Origin of the sequence: Staphylococcus americanisciuri (genome assembly GCF_024814435.1) — a bacterium.
In the GTDB taxonomy this organism is placed as follows: Bacteria; Bacillota; Bacilli; order Staphylococcales; family Staphylococcaceae; genus Staphylococcus; species Staphylococcus americanisciuri.
Genome location: NZ_JANUXY010000006.1, coordinates 46474 through 69680, shown reverse-complemented (window position 1 = coordinate 69680; position 23207 = coordinate 46474). Strand labels below are relative to the sequence as shown.

Genomic DNA, 23207 nt, shown 5'->3' with positions numbered 1-23207 from the left:
TTAATGTCCACCTCCACTTTTGTGATCTTTGTGTGCCTTAGCATTTTTGGCACCTTCATGCATTGATTCCATTTCGTTCATTGTATGTTCCTCTTCCTTCTTGAACTCGTTATTATACGGTTCATTATTTTTCAGGATAGCAGGTTGCATACCATGACGTGCGTAGTTTTCATTCGTAACCGTCACTTTACGTGCTGGTTTGTTTGGTTCGCTTAAAACGCCTTCTGCTGGATCATCATTGAAATTCATATCCTTTTGAACAAAGTTGAAGCGTTTGTAGGCATAGAATAAGTACTGCGGATCAGCAGCCGGATCTACGAATGCCATATGCGTACCACTGAATGTTAACGCTTTGTTTTCCGTGATAGGTAAAAGTTGTTTGTCGAAAGTATCTTGATCAAGTACTTTCTGTGATTGCGCTTTTTTCACCCATTCATCGTACTTTTCTTGACTTACAGCATGAACTTGGAAAGTATGGCGCCAGAACCCTTCACCGTTGAAGTTAGAGTTACGTCCACGATATGTTCCTTCCTTATCAGCTTGTAAAGTCCACTCCATCGTCATAGCAGTCATCGCATATTTTTGACCGCCAAGTTGAGGAATCCAAAAACTTGTCATTGTGTCCATAGCTTGTAGCTTGAACGTAATTGGACGGTTTGTTGGAATTGTTAAATGGTTCACCGTTTCAATTTTTTCTTCAGGATAAGCGAAGAACCATTTATAACCACCACTCACTGCATAGATAACAATTGGGTCATCTTCAGCCTTAGGTGGCTCTTCAAATTTGTAGAGTGATTTAACAGTCGGAATCATTAATGCAATCAAGATGAGCACAGGAACGATAAACCAAACTGTTTCAAGAATTGGATTGTGATGTACTTTACCAGATTCAGTTGTTTTCGTATAACGATATTTCCAAGTGAAAATAGCAAAAAGTATTGACACAACCGCAATAATGCCAACCATGAAGATAATTGAGTAGATAATCAAAAATCTCAAATCACTTGCCATTGGCCCTTTTGGGTTTAAGACTTCCACATTAGAGCAGCCTGCAAGTAAAAATAGACTGCAAAACGCTAGAAGCAAAGACTTTAAATTTGACACTTTTTTAACCTCCTAATACTACAAATGTAGGGCTTACACTAATTTTAAAATAATATGTAATATTTACAAGAGGGTTTTTGTTATTTTAATAAATAAAATTTGACAAAAATGTTGCAATTCAAGGCGTGGCACGGGTTTAACAACACTTAAAAAATATGTGTACATTTTGTGAAATCCATCAGAACAGATGAATCATAGCAAACTTACGAAAATCTTAAGCGTAGTATGCGATGGAAACGTTTCCGTAATTTTCTACAATTGAAAATAATTATCAATAAAACAGGGAGGATGATAAATAGATATAGGGAATTTGCTAATAGAGATACATGTTATGAGCTTGTAAAATAATATAGTAGATAAAAAGATAAAGTTATCACAAAAAAAGACTGATTGTCGCATGCAGATTATCTAATCGCCTACGCATCAGTCTTGAGAACTTACATTATTTTGGTGCATCAACCACTTTGATGACACGTGAAGATGTTTCGATGGCACCATCAGAGTCAATCACTTGGTATTCCAGTTGATATGTACCTTTTTTAGACGTATCAAAATGACCATTGACCTTTATTTTATCTGTCAAATCGCCGTCTTCTTTGTCATATGCAGTAACACCAGCCAATGGGTTATAGGTTTTGCCCACTTCAACAATAGCGTCTTCTGTTCCTTTAATAGATGGCACTGTATTGGATGTTGCTTCCACACTGAGGTTTGGCGAAACCAAAGTTGCCGAGACACCAATAGCTGATAACGATTGAAGCAATTTATTCATATGTGTGGTCCTCCATTCTGAATGTACTGTCATACTTATTATACATTTTTTTGCTTTAGTTGGAATCATACTATGGACTTATATCTATTTTATTTTTGTGCTTGTTATCTCACTTGTCATGATACAACATGCTATAGTTTGCTTATATCATGAATAAGTGAATAATATAGAGTAAATACCTTTAAGGAGTGATTGTTGTGTTAACACAAGAAGAAAAAGGGATTATTTTGGAGACAGTTCCCGTACTAAAAGAAAAAGGAACAGAAATCACATCACGATTTTACAATAGAATGTTCATGCAACACCCTGAATTACGCAATATGTTCAATCAAACAAATCAGAAAAAAGGTTTTCAATCCACTGCATTAGCCCAATCGGTATTAGCTGCAGCGATGAACATTGAAGACTTCACACCTATCGTACCTATTGTTAAAGAAATCGGGTACAAACACTGTGCATTAGATGTACGTGAAGAACATTACCCTATCGTTGGTGAAAACTTATTAGCTGCTATTCAAGACGTTGTCGGTATAGATGAAAATCACCCAATCATTAAAGCTTGGGCAAAAGCATACGGTGTTATTGCAGATGCATTCATCTCTATTGAAAAAGAAATCTATGCTGGTATGGCTTGGGAAGGATTCAAACCTTTCAAAATTGATAAAATTGAAGAAGTGACACACAACATCAAAGCATTCACTGTTGTATCAGATGACCAAGATTTAAGCCAGTTCGTACCAGGTCAATACATTACAGTAGATGTAGAAAGCGACAAATTACCATACCGTGCAAAACGTCACTACTCAATCGTTGACGGTGGTAAAGATTTCATCACATTCGGTGTACGCCGCGAAGCAAGTGAAAGTCATAAAGGTGAAGTTTCAACAATCTTGCACGATGAATTTAAAGAAGGCGATATGATTAACTTATCAGCGCCAGTTGGTGGATTCCAAGTATACAATCCAGAAAAACCACAATTATTCTTAGGTTCTGGCGTTGGTGTAACACCTTTAGTCTCTATGTATCGTCATGCAGCACAAGCCGGTTCAAATGTTAAATTTATTAATGTTGCTGCAACAGAAAAAGACATTGCCTTTAAAGCCGAGCTTGATAAAATCACTGCAGAAACAACAGACGCAACATTGCACACGCACTTACGTGATCAAGAAGGCTACCTCAAAGCTGAAGAGTTAAAAGACTACTTAGCTGACAACACAGAAGTATATATTTGTGGTGGAACACCATTCTTACAATCAATGATTCAAGAATTATCTCAACTTGGTGTCGACGAAAACCGCATTCACTTCGAAACATTCGTACCGCGTCTAAGCGTTGCAGTCTAATTATTGTTTACTCAATTAGACTGGGGAGTGAAACAGGAATCTCATTTTCTAAAAAGGTTCCTGTCTTGCTCCCCCTTTTTTGTGCTATAAAAACTAAAAAGGCGGAACAGCTTCATACCGTCCCACCTTAATATATCACGAACCAATTATTGATCTGTTCCCATCACTTTACCTGTTTTAGCGTCAACAATTATTTCAGTATCTTTGTTTTGATCCATTAATTCCACTTCATAGACAAGTTTGCCGTTATCATGATTTAATTTCCATTGTTTTAAATCACCATTCATCTCTTTTTGAGCCGTTTCTACAGCTTCTTTGTAAGAAACAACATTGTCTAAATCAATTACTTTTTGTGTTTGATTGTCACTTTCTACTTCTTCTTCAGATGCCAATACTTTATTATCTTGATCTGATACTTTCACTTCTGCTTCATTGTTACCATTCACAAGATCAATTTTATAGATCCATTGACCATTGTCTTGTTTATATTCAATCTTTTTCACTTGACCATCAAATGATTGTTGTGCGGTTTTAATTGCTTCTTCAGGCTGTGTTTTGATCTCATTCAAATCAACAGTTGTCTTAGTCGATTGTTGAGTACTTGATTGATTATCACTCGTATTCGTATCATCTTGATTTGTGTTATTATCGCTCTTCGTTGTAGTTTGTGATGATGACTGATTGTTCGCTTGTTGATTGTCGCTTTGGTTATCATCGTCGTTACCACATGCCGCTAAAACAATACCTGCCGAAAGTAATAAAGTTAAAATCTTAAATTTCATAATTAATTGCCTCCAAATTTTCTCTATTTGCTAAAGTTATACCCCCTTTTCAAAAATTAACGCCTATTTTTTTTAATATCAGTCTAAAGTATGAGCCTATATCTTTATATTCACACCACACTTTATTTAAAATGTTGGAATTGATTTTAAATAATTGAAACTCATCTACAATATGGATTACAATAAAATATGATTTTTAAGTACATTATTTTAGGAGCAATGCCGATGAACCGAGGACTCAAAACTTTATTAATCTTGTTAGCGTTAATGCTCGTGATTGTTCCTACAATTTTTGGTTATATGATATTTCATTCGTCTAAAGGGGCTTTTAGTAATTCTTACTCTGAATCTGATGCACGCCAATCAAAGTTAAGAACGTCTGGCGTCAATGCCTCATCCGACCCTGTTTCCATTTTATTTCTTGGTATTGATGATAGTAGCTCTCGACGTGAAAATGGTCAAAGTACCGAGCAATCACGGACAGACGCAATCATTTTGTCAACATTGAATCCAGACACCAAAAAAATACGCTTACTCAGCATTCCAAGGGACACACTTAGTTATATACCAGAGGTCGGTTATTATGATAAAATCACACACGCACATGCATATGGAGGCCCTGAAGCAACAATGGAAGCTGTGGAGTCAACGCTTAATGTGCCTGTTGACTACTACATTCGTATTAATATGGAAGCTTTTGTAAAAACAGTCGATGAATTGGACGGCATCGAATACAATGTACCGTATGATATTGATGAACCGAATACAACAGATGAAGGACGTATAAAAATCAAAAAAGGCAAACAAGTGCTCAATGGGGATCAAGCACTTGCAATTACGCGAACAAGAAAACAAGATTCTGACTTAAAACGTGGCGAACGTCAAATGGAAGTCTTAAAGATTCTATTTCAAAAAGCACAAGACACCAAATCACTACATAAATTAGATGACATCATTGAAATTGTAGGTAAAAACTCCAAACATAACTTATCATATGATGAAATCCGCTCTCTTGCCGCAACTTACCTAACTGGTGATGCAACAATTAAATCTTCACAATTGCAAGGTGAGAATGAACTAATCAATGATATCTACTATATCAATCCTGAAGAAAGTGATTTGATTAAGACTGGTAATTTATTAAGAAAAGATTTAGGATTAACATCATTAGACGAAGATGATTTCTTAATACATCGCGTCTTGATGCAATATGGCGGTATACCACCACTTGCTGAAATCGATACTTCACTTATAGATGAAGCTTTTCGTACCGATGATGAGGAAACAACAGATGATAGTTATCAATCATCAGACTATAATTCAACCGATCAAACCCCTTACTCTGACAGTACGGACGAAGAACAGTATGACCCAAACACATATTTTTAAGTTGATAGGAGGCTAAGCATGTCACGCCATACACATGAAAAAATTAATCAAATCAATAGCATGTTCAATATGTTAGAACAACAAATTATTCATGGCAAAGACTGGGCACATTTTCGTAATGAGTTATTTTTTGTCAATCATGCACATCGTGAAAATTACGAAGCTTTGCTACTTTATTACAGCGATAGCGAAACAAACCCAATCATCAACGGGGCATGCTATATTGTTGCACTGCCTGAGATTTTCGATGCAATCGACGTGTTCAATGCCCCACTTCCATTCTCGTGGGTTTATAACGAGCAAGGCTTAACGCCTGAAATGACTAACTTGAGTGTCCCAATACAATATCTTGTGGCGGCCGCACTGGAAGTAACCGATGTACAAGTTTTCAAGCCATCTGGTTACACGATGGGCTTGAACAACTGGAACCTTGTACAGATGCGTATTTTCTGGCAATATACAGCATTAGTAAGACTTAACGCACAAGAATATCAATACTGAAAAGTGAAAGCGAGATAGGAAAATTCCCAACTTAATGTTGTGATTTCTATCTCGCTTTTTGTTTTTTCTCTTTTTAATATTGCAACATAAGAAAAAATTCTATAGTATGAAAACATTCCATGAAAAAGGGTGTGTTAATTTGTTTAAAGAAGTCAAGACAGCGCAAGAATACCAAGATGTCCTGCTCATTAGAGAAACTGTTTTTATTGAAGAACAAGGCGTTTCACGAGAAGAAGAACTCGATGAATATGAGCACACTGCACACTATATCATTGGCTATGATGAAGAAGGACAACCCATCGCAACTGCACGATACCGCGGGATAGATGACACCGCAAAAATTGAGCGTGTTGCTGTAATGAAAGCATATCGTGGTAAAGGCATGGGAAAAAAAGTCATCGTTGCAATCGAACAAATGGCAATCAAACATGGATATCGCCATTTTAAGCTAGGCGCTCAAACACATGCTATTCCTTTTTATGAATCGTTAGGTTATCAAGCATATGGACAAGTTTTTATGGATGCTGGAATCCCTCACCGCCATATGGAAAAATATATTACAGACACTGAGCAACTCTAATATACCTTTGAGCACATAACAGATGAAAACATTCATGTCACTTTCATTATTATTACATCTAAGAATATTAAAGTTAAATTACAATCTAATTAAAAAAACCAATTTATGTGTTTAAAGTCATATAATATAGACAATCATCTTATATATTAGAGACTCACAAATTCAAAGGAGAAATGAAATGGTTAAAAAATTTGGGTATAAGACATCATCTATGCTTGCATTAACGATTGCTGGTACAGCATTTACAGCGCACCAAGTTGACGCTGCTGAAAATGCAAACGCACAAAAAGAACCAGTTAATGTATTGAACGACCAAGTTACAAAGCAACAAGGGGAAGTTGCAAAACAACAGACGACTGAGAACGATACGCAAATTGCTGGTACACAAACATACCAAGATCCATCTCAAATTCAAATCGATAATTCAAATGTAACAACTGCTAATAACATTGAACAGGTGACATCTGAAGAAACAACACCGCCTGTAACAAGTAGTACAACATCTGAAGAAAATGCTGAAACATTAGCGCAAGCAACTGAAGCACCATTAAGTGCAGAAGAAGCACCTATTGACGAAGCGGATATTGATTTGCATGCTGAAGCTGAAACTAATACGGCAGTCCAATCAGAAATGAACGCAACAATGACTAGCCCAGAAACAACTGTTGCATCGACACAACCAGTTGATGCAGCTGCAACAAATACACCTGAAGAAACAGCAGACATTGTAACAGCTGATGTCCCAGCTACAACAAATTATGTAGCAGAACAAGGCGCTACAAATACTACAACTGAAACAGCTAATACAAACCCCGACGGTCCAACACCTCCTCGTATAGGTGGTAAAGGCGGACCTGCAACAACTGCAACAGCTTTCCGTTCAGCATTTACACCACGACAAGCAACAGCGGTAACTTATAAACCAGCAGTTAATTCTTCTATCAACACATACATTCGTAATAAAAATTTCACAGTACCTAGATATGAAGAAGATTATTCAAGCCACATTCCGCGTTACGCATACCGCAATGGTGTAGGAAAACCTGAAGGCATTGTGATTCATGATACAGCGAACGACTCATCAACAATAGACGGTGAAATTGCTTACATGAAACGTAATTACAATAGTGCATTCGTACATGGCTTTATTGACGGAAATCGCATTGTTGAAACACAACCAACAGACTACCTTGCATGGGGTGCTGGTTACCAAGCAAACCAACGCTTTATTCATATGGAATTAGTACATGTTCATGATTATGATTCGTTTGCACGTCAAATGAATAACATGGCTGATTATGTAGCAACGAACCTTGTATATTATGGCTTACAACCTGATAGTGCTGAATATGATGGCGTAGGTACCGTTTGGACACACCTTGCTGTTTCAAGACACTTAGGTGGAACAGATCATGTTGACCCTCACGGTTACTTGAATGCACATGGCTATAGCTATGCTGAATTATATGATCTCATCCAAGAAAAATATCAAACGAAAATGGGGATTACAGCCCCTGCTGTTACACCACAACCAACGACAAAACCTACAACAACGAAACCTACAACAACGAAGCCTACAACTTCTGTATCACAAAATAATTTAACCGTTGCGAACAATCTTGGTTATGGTCGTATTAATACTAAAAATAATGGTCTTTATACAACGGTATACGATCAAAACGGCAAAGTAACAAATCAAGTAAACCGTACTTTAAAAGTAACAAAAACAGCCAATCTGAATGGTAACCAATTCTACTTAATGACCGATGCAAAATCTAATGCGCTATTAGGATGGGTAAAAAAAGGCGATGTGCAGTATCAAGCCGCTCAAGCTGAACAAGCATTAAGTAAACAATACACAGTTAAACCAGGTACGACTGTTTATACTGTGCCTTGGGGTACAACAGCACAAGTTGCAGGCACAACTTCTAAAACAGCAAGCCAATCATTCACTTCACAAAAGCAACAAAAGATTGGTAGCACACAATGGTTATACGGTACAGTCAATCAGTTAACAGGTTGGATCAACTCAAATAGTATTGTTGCTACACCAAATGCGACAAAGCCAACACCATCTAAGCCTGCAACGACACCAGCATCAGGTCTAACAGTGACAAATGATCAAGGTATGGGACGTATCAATACTTCAAATAATGGATTGTTTGTCTCTGTCTATGATAAATATGGTAAAAAGACGACAGCGACTGATCAAACAATGCGTGTATCGAAAAAAGCTTCATTAAATGGACAAGATTACTACTTGGTAACTGATTACTTATCTGGTACACATCTTGGCTGGGTGAAAAAGCAAGATGTTGACTATCGCACAAGTGAATATGCGCAAGTCATCAACCAACACTATACAATCAATGCAGGTACACAATTATTTGCGACGCCATGGGGTTCTAGCAAACAAGTCGTTGGAACAGTTTCAGGTAAAGGTTCACAAGCTTTCCAAGCTATCAGACAACAAAAAGTCGCAAATAATGTTTATGTATACGGTATTGTGAACAATCTGCAAGGATGGGTAAACAAAAATGTCCTTGCCCTACCGAAAGCGACTACAAATGTAACTTCAAATGTATCAAAAATTGGACGTTTGAAAACAACAAATGATGGTCTTAAAGCAACTATTTATGACAAAACATCTAAGAATGCAGCAGCGTATGCAGATAAAACGTATAAAATTACGAAAACAGCAACTGCAAACAATCAAAATTACGTGCTACTTCAAAATACAAATGGTAATACACCACTTGGCTGGGTCAAAACAGATGATGTATTCAGTCAGTCACTTAGCGCTACAAAGCCAGTAAAAGCATCGTACACAGTCAACAAAAACACAGCTGGTTTATATTCTGTACCTTGGGGCACAACAAAACAACGCATTGACACTTTGAAGCAGCTTGCAGACCGTACATTTAATGCAACGAAATCTGTAGTTATAGGTAAAGATACTTTCCTATATGGTAATGTTAACCGTAAAACTGGATGGATCCACCAAAATGACTTAACAGCAATTAAACCTGCTGTCGTTAAAACAACTGTAACACGCCCTGCTACAAAGCCTGTGGTATCACAAACACTCAACCAATCTAACCACTACTTTGTTAACAACCAAAATGGTTACTATTATGACACTGCAGGTGCTCAAACAGCAGCTGGTAAGTTAAGCAATTACTATGAAGCGCTATTCAAAGTCAACCAATCAACTATTGTAAATGGTGTAACATGGTACTATGGTTCATTCCAAGATGGCAAAAAAGCTTGGGTAAAAGCAGCTGACTTACGTTCACAACTTGTAAAGTATTACAGATCATCTTATACACTTGATCAAGCAGTTAATAAACAACAAGCTCTAACATACAAACCTCAAGTGCAACGTGTCGCTGGCAGATGGCAAGATGCCACTCGTGAAGAAACACGTCGTGCAATGGATACACAGCGCATTGCACAAGATCCAGCAGGTATGTATCAATTCTTGAAGTTAGACCAATATCAAGGATTGGAAGCAAGTGATTTAGATAAATTATTAAAAGGCAAAGGCATCCTAAACGGTCAAGGGCAAGCCTTTAAAGAAGCCGCTATCACACACAACATTAATGAAAATTATCTCATCTCACATGCCCTATTAGAAACAGGCAATGGAACATCAACACTTTCAAATGGTGGTTATGTTGATAGCAAAAACCAAGTTATCACAAACCAAGACAAAAAATATTACAACATGTTTGGCGTTGGTGCATTCGACCATGATGCTGTACGCAATGGTTTCAAAACAGCTGAAAATAACGGCTGGGATACAGTTAGAAAATCAATTGTTGGTGGTGCGAAGTTTATTAAAGATAAATATATTGGCACTGGTCAAAACACGTTGTATCGCATGCGTTGGAACCCACATAATCCAGCTGTACATCAATATGCAACAGATATCACTTGGGCAGACCATAACGCAAAACGTATGAAAAACTTCTATGATCAAATCGGTGAAGTTGGTAAATACTTTGACATTGACACGTATAAAACAAAATAATAGTTATATTAAAAAGCAGTTGCATTTTTGTGCAGCTGCTTTTTATATGATCTTTATACTTAATCGGATAGATAGTATATAGAAACTAACAACCATACCTTCAATCAAACAAGCTTGTCCATCGCTCTGTTTAATCTTCACAATCGCTCTATCCTCTTCTGATACTAGCTCATAAAATACACCCTCTTTCTACCTTAAGCACTTTATTGTACATAAAAATGCCTCCCCTTCATGTAAACACATTGAAAAGAAGGCATTTCATATATTTATTCATTTGTTTGATTTTCTTTAATTCGATTGTCCAGTTCTTCCACTAGCTTTTGAATACCTGGATGTTCCAAGTGGATGCCGTCGTAAGCAAAGAACTCTGTATGCCCCACACCCACTGAGTACCAGTCTACTAACGTCACATGCTTATACTTTTTCGCTGTTTCCTTTAACAACTGATTCACATGATCCCGGTAATCTCTAGGTACCGTAGTATTAATCAAATACACATCTGCTTTATCAAAGTATTTGATCATTTCTTCAATCTGACCTTTGTCAAAGTCGCCATTCGTTCCTATTTGTATAACAACTACTTGATCTGGCTTATTATACGCTGCATAGCTTGGCGCAACAGCCAATGCTTCCCCCATAGAACGCCCTACTTGTGCATCAATCGTTGGCGTCGTATAATGTTCATCTAAATAATAACCCATACCTACCGTTAAAGAGTCACCGATAAACAATGGGGACAGTTTTTTAGCATCGAATGTTTCTTTCGTTGCTACCGGTGTTTCTTGTAGCTTCTCTGGTTGTTTATCAATCGCTTTCTTTTCCGTTTTATACGCCGTCATCTTTTGTTCCTGCTTAGCAAAGCTGTCGAAGTGACCTGCAAGCACTAGCGCGACCATCACAACCGCTGCCAAAATCAATGGTGTTCGTATTATTGATGTTACACGCGCCTCTTTCAAATAAAAAGCACGTAACCCATGTCTTCTAAATGGTGTTTCAACCAAACGATATGAGATTTCAGCCATTAAAAACGTCAATGCAATATCTAATAAATAGACATAAAATGGATACTGACCTGCCACAAAATGCTTATGCAAAAATATAACAACAACAAAGTGCCATAGATATAGACTATATGAACGTTTTCCAATATATAGGAATAACGGGTTGCCCATCATCTTTGCCAATAGCCCCTGAGGTTGAACAACACTAGCAATAATCAATAGCGTTAACAAAGAAATAGCATAGAAACCACCACTATATAACCAAAATTGTTGTTCATTGACCATAATGAATAATGATAGCAAAGCAATTAAAGCAACTGACCCTAGTACATCAATCGTGATGCGACTTGATTTAGCTGGATTGGCTTTTAATTTGAATGCTGGCCATATAAAAGCAAACACAGCTCCTAATAATAGTGTCTGCAAGCGCGTATCAGTACCAAAATATGTACGCGCATTATTGGCATCAGGTGCTGATAAATAAAACATCCAAAATGCTGAGAATATTGAAATAATAAAAAATGTGGCAACAACCCATTTTTTATGTTTTAACACTTTAAGAACTACCCATAACACTATTGGATAGAATATATAAAATTGTTCTTCTACTGCCAATGACCATAAATGCTTCAGTGGCATAGGTTTGAACTGATCGAAATAATCAATATCTTGAAAAATATACCACCAGTTAGATACATATATGAGTGCTGCAACCGCATCTCCTTTAATTGCTTTTAATATTTCTGGTTCCCAAAACACAACATAAATAACTGTGAATAATACAACGAATAACATAGCCGGTATTAAACGTTTAAATCGTTTAATCCAGAAAGTCACCAAGTCGATGCGACCATAATTCTCATATTCGAATAACAATAATGATGTGATTAAATAACCTGAAATAACAAAAAAAGTATCTACACCTAGAAAACCACCGGATAACCATTGAGCATTTAGATGATAAATAATAATGCCAATGACAGAAATAGCACGTAAACCATCTAATCCAGGCAAATATCTAGGGGGATGTTGTAGCCGCCTCAACTCTGAAAAATTTATATCAGCCATAACGATGTATCTCCTACTCTTATTTTTTAGTTCTTATTTTTGTCGTATAAAATATTCATACGCTCTTCAATTTATCACATCTCGTTATCTATGAAAACTATTTTTCCAAGAAGCACATATTCTATATATTGAATGTGTAAAATGATGCGTATCTATATATCTTTAACTTGCTAGAATGCTTTTCGAGAATAGGGTAAGACTCTTACTTTACCTCGTATTTTCTATTAGTATTTCACCCTCACTCAACGCTTCAAAATTTTATAGCGTGTTTGCATTCTCCTTTACCATATCATATACGTTTTTTTATTGCATTGATTAATTGGTTTGTAATGCAATATGTATAATATTGTTATATAAAAAAATACAATATGCAAAAAATTCACGAACGAGATACTTTTTAGGGAATGGGACAAGAATCTCATTTTTCTAAAAAGAATTTGTTATGTCGGTTATTGATTAAATTTATACACCGTACATACAAGGTAAATATGGTATGATTAAACACAACTTCTTTTTTCAGGACGTGATATTTATGAAACTTGAACTCAATACATTTAGCCAATATTTGAAAGCACCGAGTATTCGTCAATTCTCAAGCAAGATTGCAAGTATGACAAATGTAGTGAACTTAACGGTTGGTCAACCTGACTTCCCAATGCCAACCATCGTTAAATCAGCGTATCAACAAGCCATTGCTGATAACCAAACGACTTATTCGCATAACAAAGGTCTATTAGAGACTCGGCAAGCTGTCTCAGATTACTATCAGACACGTTTTAAAGTTAGCTATGACCCTGAAGCCATTATCATTACGAATGGGGCTTCTGAAGCATTAGACACATCTTTGCGCTGTATTATCAATCCAGGTGATGAAATTCTGCTTCCTGGTCCTGTGTATGCAGGTTATATTCCACTTATTCAATCACTTGGTGGTGTCCCTATTTTTATCGATACACGTGACAGTGACTTGAAAATAACACCTGAATTAATTCAACAACATTTATCAGAGCGGACACGCGCGATTATTTTGAACTATCCATCGAATCCAACAGGTATGACATTATCAGAATCTGAAGTGACTGCATTGGTTGATTTATTACAAACACTGCCTATTTTTGTAATCAGTGATGAAATCTACGCAGAAAATACATTCAATGGTACACATACATCATTTGCACGCTTTCCTGCTATTCACGATCAATTATTGCTCATTAATGGCTTGAGTAAATCACATTCTGCTACAGGTATTCGTATTGGCTTTTTGGCAGGACCACAATATTTAATCGAGAAGTTAACATTTATGCATGCATACAACTGTATTTGTGCAAATGTCCCTGCTCAAGTGGCAACGATTGCAGCTCTCGACCAAGCTATTGACGCACCAAAAACGATGAATCAGGCATATATTGAACGACGTGATTACCTCGTCTCTGAATTGACTGATATGGGCTTTTCACTTGCTGCGGTACCACAAGGCGCATTCTACATTTTTCCAAATATCCAAAAATTCACGGATGATGATATGCAATTTTGTATAGATGTTCTAGAAAAAGCACATGTCGCAATGGTACCTGGTTCTGCCTTTACAGATTGTGGACGTGGTCATATTCGTATTTCTTATGCCTATGATATGGCACAGCTCCAAGAAGGTATGCGCCGACTGCGTACATACTTAAAAGAAACATATCCAGATAAATGATAATAACGAAAAGACGATACACCATGTGTTCATTTCACATCGCATATCGTCTTTTTAATTACTTCTTATGGGAATTTAGGGAATTGATCGAAGTCTGGATTACGTTTTTCTTTAAATGCATCGCGGCCTTCTTTCGCTTCATCTGTCGTATAGTAAAGCAATGTTGCATCACCAGCAAACTGTTGTAAACCAGCCAATCCGTCTGTATCTGCGTTCATTGCTGCTTTTAAGAAACGCAATGCTGTTGGTGAATGGCGTAAAATCTCTTTACACCATTGGACTGTTTCATCTTCTACTTTATCGAGTGGTACAACCGTATTTGCCATGCCCATCTCTAACGCTTGTTGTGCATCATATTGACGACATAAGTACCAGATTTCACGTGCTTTTTTGTGTCCGACGATACGCGCGAGATAACCTGAGCCATATCCTGCATCAAATGAACCTACTTTGGGTCCTGTTTGACCGAACTTCGCATTATCTGCCGCAATTGTTAAGTCACATACAACTTGTAAGACATTACCGCCACCGATTGCATAACCTTTAACCATCGCAACAACTGGTTTTGGAATTACACGAATTAAACGTTGTAAGTCTAATACGTTCAAGCGTGGAATTTGGTCATCTCCAACGTAACCACCGTGACCACGTACTTTTTGGTCACCGCCTGAACAGAACGCTTGGTCTCCTTCACCTGTTAAGATGATAACACCGATACGCTCATCGTCTCTTGCGCGTGTAAATGCATCGATCATCTCTTGAACTGTATTAGGTGTAAACGCATTATGAACATGCGGACGGTTAATCGTTACCTTCGCAATACCTTCAAAAAATTCATATTTAATCTCTTTATATTCCTTTAGTGTTTCCCATTGTCTCAACTGGGTCAACCTCCTCTAGTTAAGCTAAAATAAAAGCTAATAATATTGTATCAAATTTAGCACATTCTTCCACATGAACCGTATGTCCCACTTCAGTAACAACATGTACTTCCACTTGTGCGAACTGTGGCGCCATCTTATACGCAATGCGCACAAACTTTTCATCCCATTCTCCAACAATCAACCTGACAGGACACGTTACATGTGTAAGTTTTTGCCACAGGTTAGGCATATGACCTGTTCCATAGTCTATCAACGCTTTCGCCAGACGTTCGGACTGTTGTGATAACCGCATCTGTCGAATACGTTGTTGTTCGCTTGAAGATAAAAAGCGCTGTGATTGGAACAATGGCAACTGCTCCCAATCATTGACGAACACCTCAATATCCGCAAGTTGTAACACGTGCGCACGTGCCTGATCTACTTGTTGACGCTCAAGCCTTGACACATCATCTTGAATACCTGCCGTGCCACTTTCTAAAATCAAACCTGATAGCATATCACTGTGTGCGATAGCATATGCAAGTGCGACTCTTGCTCCCATAGAATAACCATGCAAATATAATTCGTGTGCTTTAAAGTGCAACAACAATGCATGTAATTGTGTCACAATCCAATCGAAATCCCATTGTATCGTCATGGGCGATGTATCTTTTCCATGACCGGGCAAATCTATTAGCAACAAGTTCACTTCCTTAGTCAACGGTTCAATATGTGCATGAAATGTCGTTTGATCACTAATAAAACCATGTAACATGACCAATGTGCGCTGTGTTTTATGTTGTGATGGATACCAATTATGATGTAACATTGGTCACCTCACGCAAGCGATGATATAGCAATTGGTGCGCATCATAATTCGACACCCTATCAGTCATAATTTCAATTAGATGTGATGACATCGTCGGTAAATCTGTATATGAGAACGTTTCTAAGTCAGTTATTTGCTGATAACCTAAATCATAAAGCATTGCAACTTGTTCAAAGTCTAAGCCTGTCGGTGTACCAAATAAGCGTTCAAAATGTTGGGGCGCCTGTTGTTTTTGTGGTAAGTATGAAAAAATACCCCCACCATCATTATTCAACAGCACAATATTCATATGAATGTCATTAAGTTTTGACATTAATAAGCCATTCATATCATGATAAAATGCCAAATCACCAATCAACAAAGTAACGGAACGATGTACTGCCATACCTAATGCAGTTGACACAACGCCATCTATACCGTTCGCTCCCCGATTTGCATAAATTCGTGCTTCATTATCAAAGTACAAATTATCAATATCTCGAATTGGCATACTGTTGCTGACAAACAAACAATCACCTTGCCCAAGCTTTTCCAATAAACGACTGACATATGCTGCTTCACCCGTTGCTGCTTTTTGATAAGATGACACTTCTCTACGTGCTTTGGACTCCAATTGTTGCCAATCCTTTAACCATTTTTTACGATAAACTGTCGGTGCTGACTCCAAAGACCTGAAAAAATCATTGGCTGACATCTCAAAGAAATAATCCGGTTTTTTCGGAAACGCATCACGATCTGCGCTGTTTTGAACAAGGATTTGTTCAGCTGATGTTTGCTTTAACCATTGATTTAGTTTTTTGGATATCACCGGTTTACCAACACGAATCACAAAATCCGCTTCTATCTCTAGACCTGACCGTAACAACAAATCATATGTCGCAATCACATTAGGATGTTGCGTACTACGAATACCATTCAATGGATCCGCAAATATAGGCAAATCATACACCGTCGAAAACGTTAAAATTTGTGAGATATCTTGATGTTGCATATCTCCCACAATAATAAGTCCTTTAGATTGTCTAAGTACCTTTTCCATAACTGCTGGATTCATCGTCTTTTGATACTGCGTCTGTGTATATGTATGTGAAGTTAACAAATCTTCACGTGACAAGTCAGGCGTCAATGGCTCATCAAAAGGCAAGTTAAAATGTACAGGCCCTTGCTGTGGACCATAAAAATATTGACTCGCACGCTCTAATTGATAATGATTCGTTTCAAGACACTGCATCGTACCATCTGCAAGTGGTAAATCAAACTGATAGCGCACAAAGTTTTGAAACATGTTAACCTGGTTAATCGCTTGAGGCGCACCAATACCACGCAACGTATGTGGTCGATCACTCGTCAATACTACAAGGGGGAGGCGACTTATATCACATTCTGCAACAGCTGGTACATAGTTTGCACTGGCCGTTCCAGACGTACAAAGCACTGCAACAGGTCGTTCGCTACCTTTAATCAATCCGAGCGCAAAAAAGGCTGCACTGCGCTCATCTAAATGCACCCATGTTTTAATGTGCGGATGGCTTTCAAAAGCGAGTGCAAGCGGTGTAGAACGAGAACCAGGACTAATAACAACTTCTCGAACACCATGTGCATATAATTCAGAAGCAAAGTGAAAGACCTGTTCCGTGAGATTTTGTTGATGCTTAGTCACATTCTGTCACTCCTAATGCGTCCATCATCGGACTGAATTTCAAGGCTGTTTCCGCAACCTCTGATGCTGGGTCTGAATCTTTTACAATACCTGCACCCGCATATAATAACGCTTCATTCGCATTCATAAGCATTGAGCGAATCGCAACGATGAATTCACAATCATCATAAATGTCAATCATACCTACTGGTGCACCATACAGTCCGCGTGCTGCAAATTCATGTGTATCAATATATGTCGTCGCCATGTCTTTAGGATAACCACCTAGCGCAGGCGTTGGGTGAAACACCTCAATCATTGCGAGATGAGATTCGCCATCAAGCACACCACTTATTTCAGTATAAAGATGATAAAGGTGATCATTTTTTAATATTTTAGGCTTTTCATCGTACGTTACATTGTGTACAAATGGTTTAACATCTTCAAGAATACTGTTAACCACAATCTGATGTTCAACTAAGTTTTTCTCATCATGTAAAAATGCCGTGAGATGTTCTGCGTCCTGTATCTCATCTTTCGCTCGAGGAATTGTTCCTGCAACTGCTTTCGTATACAGCTTGCCATCAGTCACATGAAACAACTGTTCAGGCGTTTGTGATATAAAAGTATGCGTATCAGACTCTAACACAAATAAATAACTATTTTTCTCATTATGTAAAGCATTTTGTAAAACCGCACCGATTGGTATATCCGACTCGAATTCAATTTTTCGTTGGCGTGCTAACACAATTTTTTCATCATGCGCTAAATGTGCTACCGTCCGCTCAACTAATGTCTGCCATGCCTGTTGCTGAATGTTTTCGATATGTACAACCCCTGGCATTTCAATTGTCTGAGTAATATGAGGCATCGTCTCAAAATAAGTCACCCATTTTTGTAACACGTCCGTTGAAAACTTAGAGCGCGCAACCGTATAAGTCAAGAATACCTCATCATCGATTTGTGTAATGAGCATTTCAGGAATAATAAAATGGTTGCGTCCAAATGACTGCCATTGTTCGTCCGTTCGCTGCGTTGAAAATTGGAAACCACCACACAATCGCAAATGATGTCGCTCACAATCTGGATGCACACATAAAATGGATTGTTTCAAAGTTTGCCACTTTTCAAATAGCACACGTTTATTCGGATGATTGTTTTTAATCTGTATCGCTACGCCACATCCGAAATATGATCTTCTATTATCATTAGAGCGGAAATAAAATCGATTACCTGCCGCTTCTTTCGTTGCATCAAACAAAGTAACTGGATCAATAGTATGCGATAACTTAACCTCTACAGATACCCATTGTTGATCCGCTTGTCTTAATGCTTCGTTGATTGCCTGTTCACGTACGTCAACAGTCATCTTTTTCTCACTTCTTTCATCGTTATCATCTAATTTTTTTCATTATTTTATTTTAACACTTTTATGAGTGATTGTGTGGAGAAGAACCTTATCACAAAAGTTGTCATTGATTTAAAGCGTAATCTTTTCTATACTAATGCTGTATTATAAATATTAACAATCGAGGTTTAATCTTTATGGAAACCCAATTTCAACAACATTCATCATTACGTAAATATTGGTTATTGATGCGTCCACATACACTAACCGCTTCCGTTGTCCCTGTTTTAGTCGGAACAGCAACGGCTAAGCTTTTCATGTTAGGCAGTGAAGATCATCTATCTCTCGGGCGTTTCATCGCTATGTTACTAGCTTGTTTACTTATCCAAGCAGCAACAAATATGTTCAATGAATATTATGATTATAAAAAAGGCTTAGATGACCATGAATCTGTGGGAATCGGTGGTGCTATTGTTCGATACGGTATGACACCACAATCTGTATTCAACTTAGCCATTGCTTTCTATGTTATTGCAGCACTATTAGGACTTTTTCTTGCTGCACAAACATCCTTTTGGCTCATTCCGGTTGGTGTCTTATGTATGGCAATAGGTTACCTTTATACTGGCGGACCTTTCCCGATTTCATGGACACCATTAGGCGAGCTATTTTCAGGATTATTTATGGGGACGTTTATTATCGTTATTGCATTTTTTATCCAAACTGGCAATGTTCAAGGTTATACGATTTGGCTTAGCATTCCGATTGTCATTACGATTGGATTAATCAATATGGCAAATAATATCCGCGACCGTATTAAAGATCAACAAAACGGAAGACGTACATTGCCTATCTTATTAGGCAAACAAGGCTCATTGTACTTTTTAGCAGCACTTTATATCATCGCTTATGTATTTGTCATTTTTACAGTCTTTTTCAAAGATGGCGGCTCAATTTTTTATTTACTTGTCTTATTGAGCTTTCCAATGCCAGTAAAAGTGTATAGACGATTCAAGAAGAATGATACGCCACAAACAATGATGCCAGCAATGGTAGCGGCCGGCAAGACTAATACAATGTTCGGTTTATTGTATGCACTAGGTATTTATATCAGTGCCCTGCTCGGTGGCATTTAATAACAATAAAAAGCTAGTACCTACGTTGATGGGTGCTAGCTTTCTTTATTATCCTTATTTAAGTCGAATTAATTGATGGCGATAATTGAAAAATTGACGGTAACTAAGATATGTACTGACAAAAGCACAAATAATAGTGGCTGTTGTATGGATAAAAACAACCATCAATTGAAACTTAATCGCTTCTAATGGTGGAACACCTGCAATAATTAAGCCCGTCATCATACCTGGTATAGAGACGAGGCCATAAGTTTTAACAGAATCAATCGTTGGCACAATGGCTACTTTAATACTTTCTCGAATAGCGTCTTTAGCAGCGAGAGATGGTGCTGCACCTAGTGACAACTTCGCTTCAATAGAAGATATCTCTTTCGTAAAAATACGATCCAAGTTTTGATAACTTAGATTAATTGCAATCATGCCATTGCTCCCGACCATTCCAGCAATTGGAATCAACTCGTTGGGTTTCATACTGATTGCACCCGTGAGTAACACACCACCTAATGATATAACTGCCCCTGACATAGTAGCAGCGAAAGATATCCAGAATACATGTCTCATAATAGATGATGCCCGTTTGCGTGTATTTGCTGCTGCATTCATCATAATAATGACAATTAATGTCAGCACAATCCATGTTGTCTCAAGCTGAAAAACAAACTCCAATAAATAACCAATAATAATCAGTTGAATGACTGCTCGTATCGCAGCAACAAACAAATCTTTCGCAATAAATAAACGCTCTTTGTATGAAATGAGCATAGGAACCAACAATAGCAATGCAGTTAATAATAACGACGTCGTACTCATCATGACTTGTCACACTCCTCGACGAGTCTGCCATTTTTTATAACAATACGACGATCAAAATAGCGATGACTCTGTGCATCATTATGCGTAATCCATAAAACTGCAGTCCCTTTTTTCACAATATCAAAAATAATCTTTTCAATACGTACACTATTCTCATCATCTAAAGCACTTGTCGCCTCATCTAACAATAGAACGTCTGGACGATACATCAACTGTCTCGCAATTGTCACGCGTTGTTTCTCTCCTCCAGACATTCGATGTATAGAATCTGATAAATGATATTGATGCAAACCAACTTTCGCCATGAGCGTCTTTGCCTGTTCTTGATTAAAAGTATCTTTTCTCACAATCGATGGAAAAGCAAGATTATCAGCAATTGTTTCACCAAAAAGCTCTATGCTTTGTGATAAATAACTGACTTGTAAGCGAAGTGCTTCTGGCTTATAAGCATCGTAACGTTTGCCTTTAAAATAAATCTCTCCCTCTGTCGGGCTAATCAAATCTCCAATCATACGTAACAAAGTGCTTTTCCCACTGCCGGACGGGCCTGTAACTGCAATCGCTTCTCCACGTGCCACTGATAAAGAAATAGCATCGATAACCCGTTTATCATCGATACAATAACCTACATTTTTAAGTTCTAACATTTAATTCGTCACACCCGTATGCGTCATATAATAATAATCATGGTTATACAACTTTTTCTCTTTTTTTACTTCAAATCCTAATTTTCGATATAAATATAAAGCTCCTTCATTTTCAAAATCACAATTCAAACTCAAAGTCGTCTCAGAATAATTCAAAATCAAATATTGAAGTAGTTGGCTCGCTACACCTCTTCCTCTATATTCTGGAAACGTCGCAACTGACTCAATATAAGTATCAGATACATCCGATTCCATCACTGGTAATGGCGTATCAGTCGTGATTGGTAGCACTTCTGCCATAGGTAACGATGACCATGCTGACTCATATAATTGTTCTTGAGCGCCCGGATATGCAACAATCATCCCTGCCACTTCGCCATCTATCTCATAAACATGCACGTGACTTAAATGATTGCGATAATGTACTGCTGTCGTACTCTGTTCAATCGCTGCAATTACTTGTGCTTTCGGATAGCGTGTTACAATTTCCAATTCCATATCTTGCCAAATCATGTACGTCAATGCCGCTATCGCTTGCACATCTTGTTCTTCTGCTTGCCTAATCACTATTAACTACTCCTCCTTATTACAATTTATCTATATTGTAGCCCATATTTTTATTTTTAGAAAGCAACCTCATACGCATTACAGAACGTACGTTCCGAAACACCTATAAAGTGATTACAAATGAAAAGTGTAAGATGACCTATTCATTACTAACTCAAGGTCGATTATCAAAAATGAACCTCCCACATTTCATTATTAGTATGAGGATATAATGTAGTCTGTAAATAGTTATATCTTAAGTATTGATATACAACATCAAATGCTTCAACAACGAACATATGAAGTTGTCCTATCGCTCTCTATACTTTGCGTAATCAATTCCTCAAACAACGAAAGCGTATAAATACTTGAACGTCAACATACATCAAGCATTTATACGCTTTAAAAGTCAGATAAAGTTATGATTCGGTGCCAATCACTGATAAACTGTGTGCCTATTCTCTTTACAACCATACCTTCTTAATAGTTAGTGAGCCTCACATTACCCAAACTATCCATTAAATATTAATAAAATAACGACCGCTACAATTTGAGCAACTGTTGTCGTCGCAATACGTCGTGTATAAGCATAGCTCACGCCTAAAACCAATTGACATACAAATATAAATGCAACAATCCACCAACGATCTAAGTAGATGAAGAACGTACTTGATACAATTGCACAGATAACTATACTTTGCCATGTATGCTTCAATCTTACATCTAATTCTTTATGCAGAATTGCACGTAAATACAACTCATGACATGGCATCACAAATAACAGTGTAATCAACATTTGCCATTTGAAGTAAACACCTGTTCGTGACAATTGTTTGATTAGTGATAAGTACGTTAAATCTTTTGTCATCAATGAGAAAATCGTTTGAACCAGCACAAGTACAATACCTGCTATCATTCCAATCCCAATCGATGTAAGTAATCGTTTGGATGCAATGTCTCGTTGATAAAAGACATAACTAATAGCCGCAATAAGCATAATGCCTGTATATAATTGCCAGTAAACATTATGCTTACCCCACATCAACATCAAAATTATGTGAAATATAATGAAACTTGAAATAAACCATAGTAGCGGCTTGCTAATATTTTTCAT

19 protein-coding genes are annotated in these 23207 nt (G+C 37.5%); 7 read left to right on the top strand and 12 right to left on the bottom strand.

The annotated features are described in order from the left end of the window. Together qoxA and NXS11_RS07160 are read right to left on the bottom strand one after the other, a co-directional pair. A complete protein-coding gene (qoxA, locus tag NXS11_RS07165) occupies positions 1 to 1104 on the bottom strand; it encodes a cytochrome aa3 quinol oxidase subunit II (RefSeq protein WP_259200160.1) in 1104 nt (367 codons plus the stop codon). Positions 1105 to 1546: 442 nt separating this feature from the next. Then, positions 1547 to 1876: an immunoglobulin-like domain-containing protein gene (locus NXS11_RS07160; protein ID WP_259200159.1), complete on the bottom strand. Its 330-nt coding sequence runs from the start codon at positions 1874 to 1876 to the stop codon at positions 1547 to 1549. A 197-nt stretch (positions 1877 to 2073) separates the two neighbouring features. Between NXS11_RS07160 and NXS11_RS07155 the strand changes: the two genes are divergently transcribed. Next, positions 2074 to 3219, top strand: coding sequence for a globin domain-containing protein (locus tag NXS11_RS07155; protein WP_259200158.1), 1146 nt, complete (start codon positions 2074 to 2076; stop codon positions 3217 to 3219). Positions 3220 to 3365: 146 nt separating this feature from the next. Here NXS11_RS07155 and NXS11_RS07150 read toward each other — a convergent pair whose 3' ends face one another. Beyond that, the gene (locus NXS11_RS07150) at positions 3366 to 4001 is read right to left on the bottom strand and encodes a PepSY domain-containing protein (protein WP_259200157.1); all 636 of its coding nucleotides are present in this window, start codon (positions 3999 to 4001) and stop codon (positions 3366 to 3368) included. A 225-nt stretch (positions 4002 to 4226) separates the two neighbouring features. Here NXS11_RS07150 and NXS11_RS07145 point away from each other — a divergent pair, with 225 nt between their 5' ends. The 4 genes from NXS11_RS07145 (at position 4227) to NXS11_RS07130 (ending at position 10504) form a co-directional block, all read left to right on the top strand. After that, positions 4227 to 5390, top strand: coding sequence for an LCP family protein (locus tag NXS11_RS07145; RefSeq protein ID WP_259200155.1), 1164 nt, complete (start codon positions 4227 to 4229; stop codon positions 5388 to 5390). An 18-nt stretch (positions 5391 to 5408) separates the two neighbouring features. Continuing rightward, positions 5409 to 5891, top strand: a complete 483-nt coding sequence (locus NXS11_RS07140) for a DUF2538 family protein (RefSeq protein WP_259200153.1) — start codon at positions 5409 to 5411, stop codon at positions 5889 to 5891. Between the two features lie 139 nt (positions 5892 to 6030). Further along, positions 6031 to 6471 (top strand): GNAT family N-acetyltransferase, encoded by a 441-nt coding sequence (locus NXS11_RS07135; protein ID WP_259200312.1) that lies wholly within the window; start codon positions 6031 to 6033, stop codon positions 6469 to 6471. Between the two features lie 178 nt (positions 6472 to 6649). Next, positions 6650 to 10504: a GW dipeptide domain-containing protein gene (locus tag NXS11_RS07130; protein ID WP_259200152.1), complete on the top strand. Its 3855-nt coding sequence runs from the start codon at positions 6650 to 6652 to the stop codon at positions 10502 to 10504. 266 nt (positions 10505 to 10770) lie between these two features. Here the strand turns inward: NXS11_RS07130 and NXS11_RS07125 are convergent, their stop codons facing one another. After that, complete coding sequence (locus tag NXS11_RS07125) at positions 10771 to 12573, bottom strand: acyltransferase family protein (protein WP_259200150.1); 1803 nt, start codon at positions 12571 to 12573, stop codon at positions 10771 to 10773. A 532-nt stretch (positions 12574 to 13105) separates the two neighbouring features. Here NXS11_RS07125 and NXS11_RS07120 point away from each other — a divergent pair. Further along, positions 13106 to 14272, top strand: a complete 1167-nt coding sequence (locus tag NXS11_RS07120; RefSeq protein ID WP_259200147.1) for an aminotransferase class I/II-fold pyridoxal phosphate-dependent enzyme — start codon at positions 13106 to 13108, stop codon at positions 14270 to 14272. Between the two features lie 65 nt (positions 14273 to 14337). Here the strand turns inward: NXS11_RS07120 and menB are convergent, their stop codons facing one another. Genes menB through NXS11_RS07100 form a run of 4 tightly spaced genes read right to left on the bottom strand, consistent with a single transcriptional unit; the run spans position 14338 to position 18972 of the window. Beyond that, positions 14338 to 15153, bottom strand: coding sequence for a 1,4-dihydroxy-2-naphthoyl-CoA synthase (gene menB, locus NXS11_RS07115; protein WP_373319388.1), 816 nt, complete (start codon positions 15151 to 15153; stop codon positions 14338 to 14340). Positions 15154 to 15172: 19 nt separating this feature from the next. After that, on the bottom strand, positions 15173 to 15964 hold the full coding sequence (gene menH / locus NXS11_RS07110; RefSeq protein WP_259200142.1) for a 2-succinyl-6-hydroxy-2,4-cyclohexadiene-1-carboxylate synthase: 792 nt from the start codon (positions 15962 to 15964) through the stop codon (positions 15173 to 15175). Then, complete coding sequence (menD, locus tag NXS11_RS07105) at positions 15951 to 17624, bottom strand: 2-succinyl-5-enolpyruvyl-6-hydroxy-3-cyclohexene-1-carboxylic-acid synthase (RefSeq protein WP_259200140.1); 1674 nt, start codon at positions 17622 to 17624, stop codon at positions 15951 to 15953. The genes menH and menD overlap by 14 nt, the downstream gene beginning before the upstream one ends. After that, entirely contained in the window at positions 17617 to 18972 is a 1356-nt protein-coding gene (locus NXS11_RS07100) for an isochorismate synthase (RefSeq protein ID WP_259200139.1), read from the bottom strand. The genes menD and NXS11_RS07100 overlap by 8 nt, the downstream gene beginning before the upstream one ends. 176 nt (positions 18973 to 19148) lie before the next feature. On the opposite strand from NXS11_RS07100, the gene NXS11_RS07095 reads away from it, so the two are divergent. Continuing rightward, on the top strand, positions 19149 to 20087 hold the full coding sequence (locus NXS11_RS07095) for a 1,4-dihydroxy-2-naphthoate polyprenyltransferase (RefSeq protein WP_259200138.1): 939 nt from the start codon (positions 19149 to 19151) through the stop codon (positions 20085 to 20087). 54 nt (positions 20088 to 20141) lie between these two features. Here the strand turns inward: NXS11_RS07095 and NXS11_RS07090 are convergent, their stop codons facing one another. The 4 genes from NXS11_RS07090 to NXS11_RS07075 all read right to left on the bottom strand — a co-directional run bounded on the left by NXS11_RS07090 (position 20142) and on the right by NXS11_RS07075 (position 23207). Then, positions 20142 to 20900, bottom strand: a complete 759-nt coding sequence (locus tag NXS11_RS07090) for an ABC transporter permease (RefSeq protein ID WP_259200136.1) — start codon at positions 20898 to 20900, stop codon at positions 20142 to 20144. Further along, complete coding sequence (locus NXS11_RS07085) at positions 20897 to 21547, bottom strand: ABC transporter ATP-binding protein (protein WP_259200135.1); 651 nt, start codon at positions 21545 to 21547, stop codon at positions 20897 to 20899. The genes NXS11_RS07090 and NXS11_RS07085 overlap by 4 nt, the downstream gene beginning before the upstream one ends. Beyond that, positions 21548 to 22114 carry a GNAT family N-acetyltransferase gene (locus tag NXS11_RS07080; RefSeq protein ID WP_259200134.1) on the bottom strand — a complete coding sequence of 189 codons (567 nt, stop codon included), beginning with the start codon at positions 22112 to 22114 and terminating at the stop codon, positions 21548 to 21550. A 490-nt stretch (positions 22115 to 22604) separates the two neighbouring features. Next, positions 22605 to 23207 (bottom strand): CPBP family glutamic-type intramembrane protease, encoded by a 603-nt coding sequence (locus tag NXS11_RS07075; protein ID WP_259200132.1) that lies wholly within the window; start codon positions 23205 to 23207, stop codon positions 22605 to 22607.

Coding starts and splice junctions, on each gene's coding strand:
- NXS11_RS07160 (WP_259200159.1), bottom strand. CDS start 1,876: ATGAATAAATTGCTTCAATCGTTATCAGCTATTGGTGTCTCGGCAACT.
- NXS11_RS07150 (WP_259200157.1), bottom strand. CDS start 4,001: ATGAAATTTAAGATTTTAACTTTATTACTTTCGGCAGGTATTGTTTTA.
- NXS11_RS07145 (WP_259200155.1), top strand. CDS start 4,227: ATGAACCGAGGACTCAAAACTTTATTAATCTTGTTAGCGTTAATGCTC.
- NXS11_RS07140 (WP_259200153.1), top strand. CDS start 5,409: ATGTCACGCCATACACATGAAAAAATTAATCAAATCAATAGCATGTTC.
- NXS11_RS07130 (WP_259200152.1), top strand. CDS start 6,650: ATGGTTAAAAAATTTGGGTATAAGACATCATCTATGCTTGCATTAACG.
- NXS11_RS07125 (WP_259200150.1), bottom strand. CDS start 12,573: ATGGCTGATATAAATTTTTCAGAGTTGAGGCGGCTACAACATCCCCCT.
- NXS11_RS07120 (WP_259200147.1), top strand. CDS start 13,106: ATGAAACTTGAACTCAATACATTTAGCCAATATTTGAAAGCACCGAGT.
- menH (WP_259200142.1), bottom strand. CDS start 15,964: ATGTTACATCATAATTGGTATCCATCACAACATAAAACACAGCGCACA.
- NXS11_RS07100 (WP_259200139.1), bottom strand. CDS start 18,972: ATGACTGTTGACGTACGTGAACAGGCAATCAACGAAGCATTAAGACAA.
- NXS11_RS07095 (WP_259200138.1), top strand. CDS start 19,149: ATGGAAACCCAATTTCAACAACATTCATCATTACGTAAATATTGGTTA.
- NXS11_RS07090 (WP_259200136.1), bottom strand. CDS start 20,900: ATGATGAGTACGACGTCGTTATTATTAACTGCATTGCTATTGTTGGTT.
- NXS11_RS07085 (WP_259200135.1), bottom strand. CDS start 21,547: ATGTTAGAACTTAAAAATGTAGGTTATTGTATCGATGATAAACGGGTT.
- NXS11_RS07075 (WP_259200132.1), bottom strand. CDS start 23,207: ATGAAAAATATTAGCAAGCCGCTACTATGGTTTATTTCAAGTTTCATT.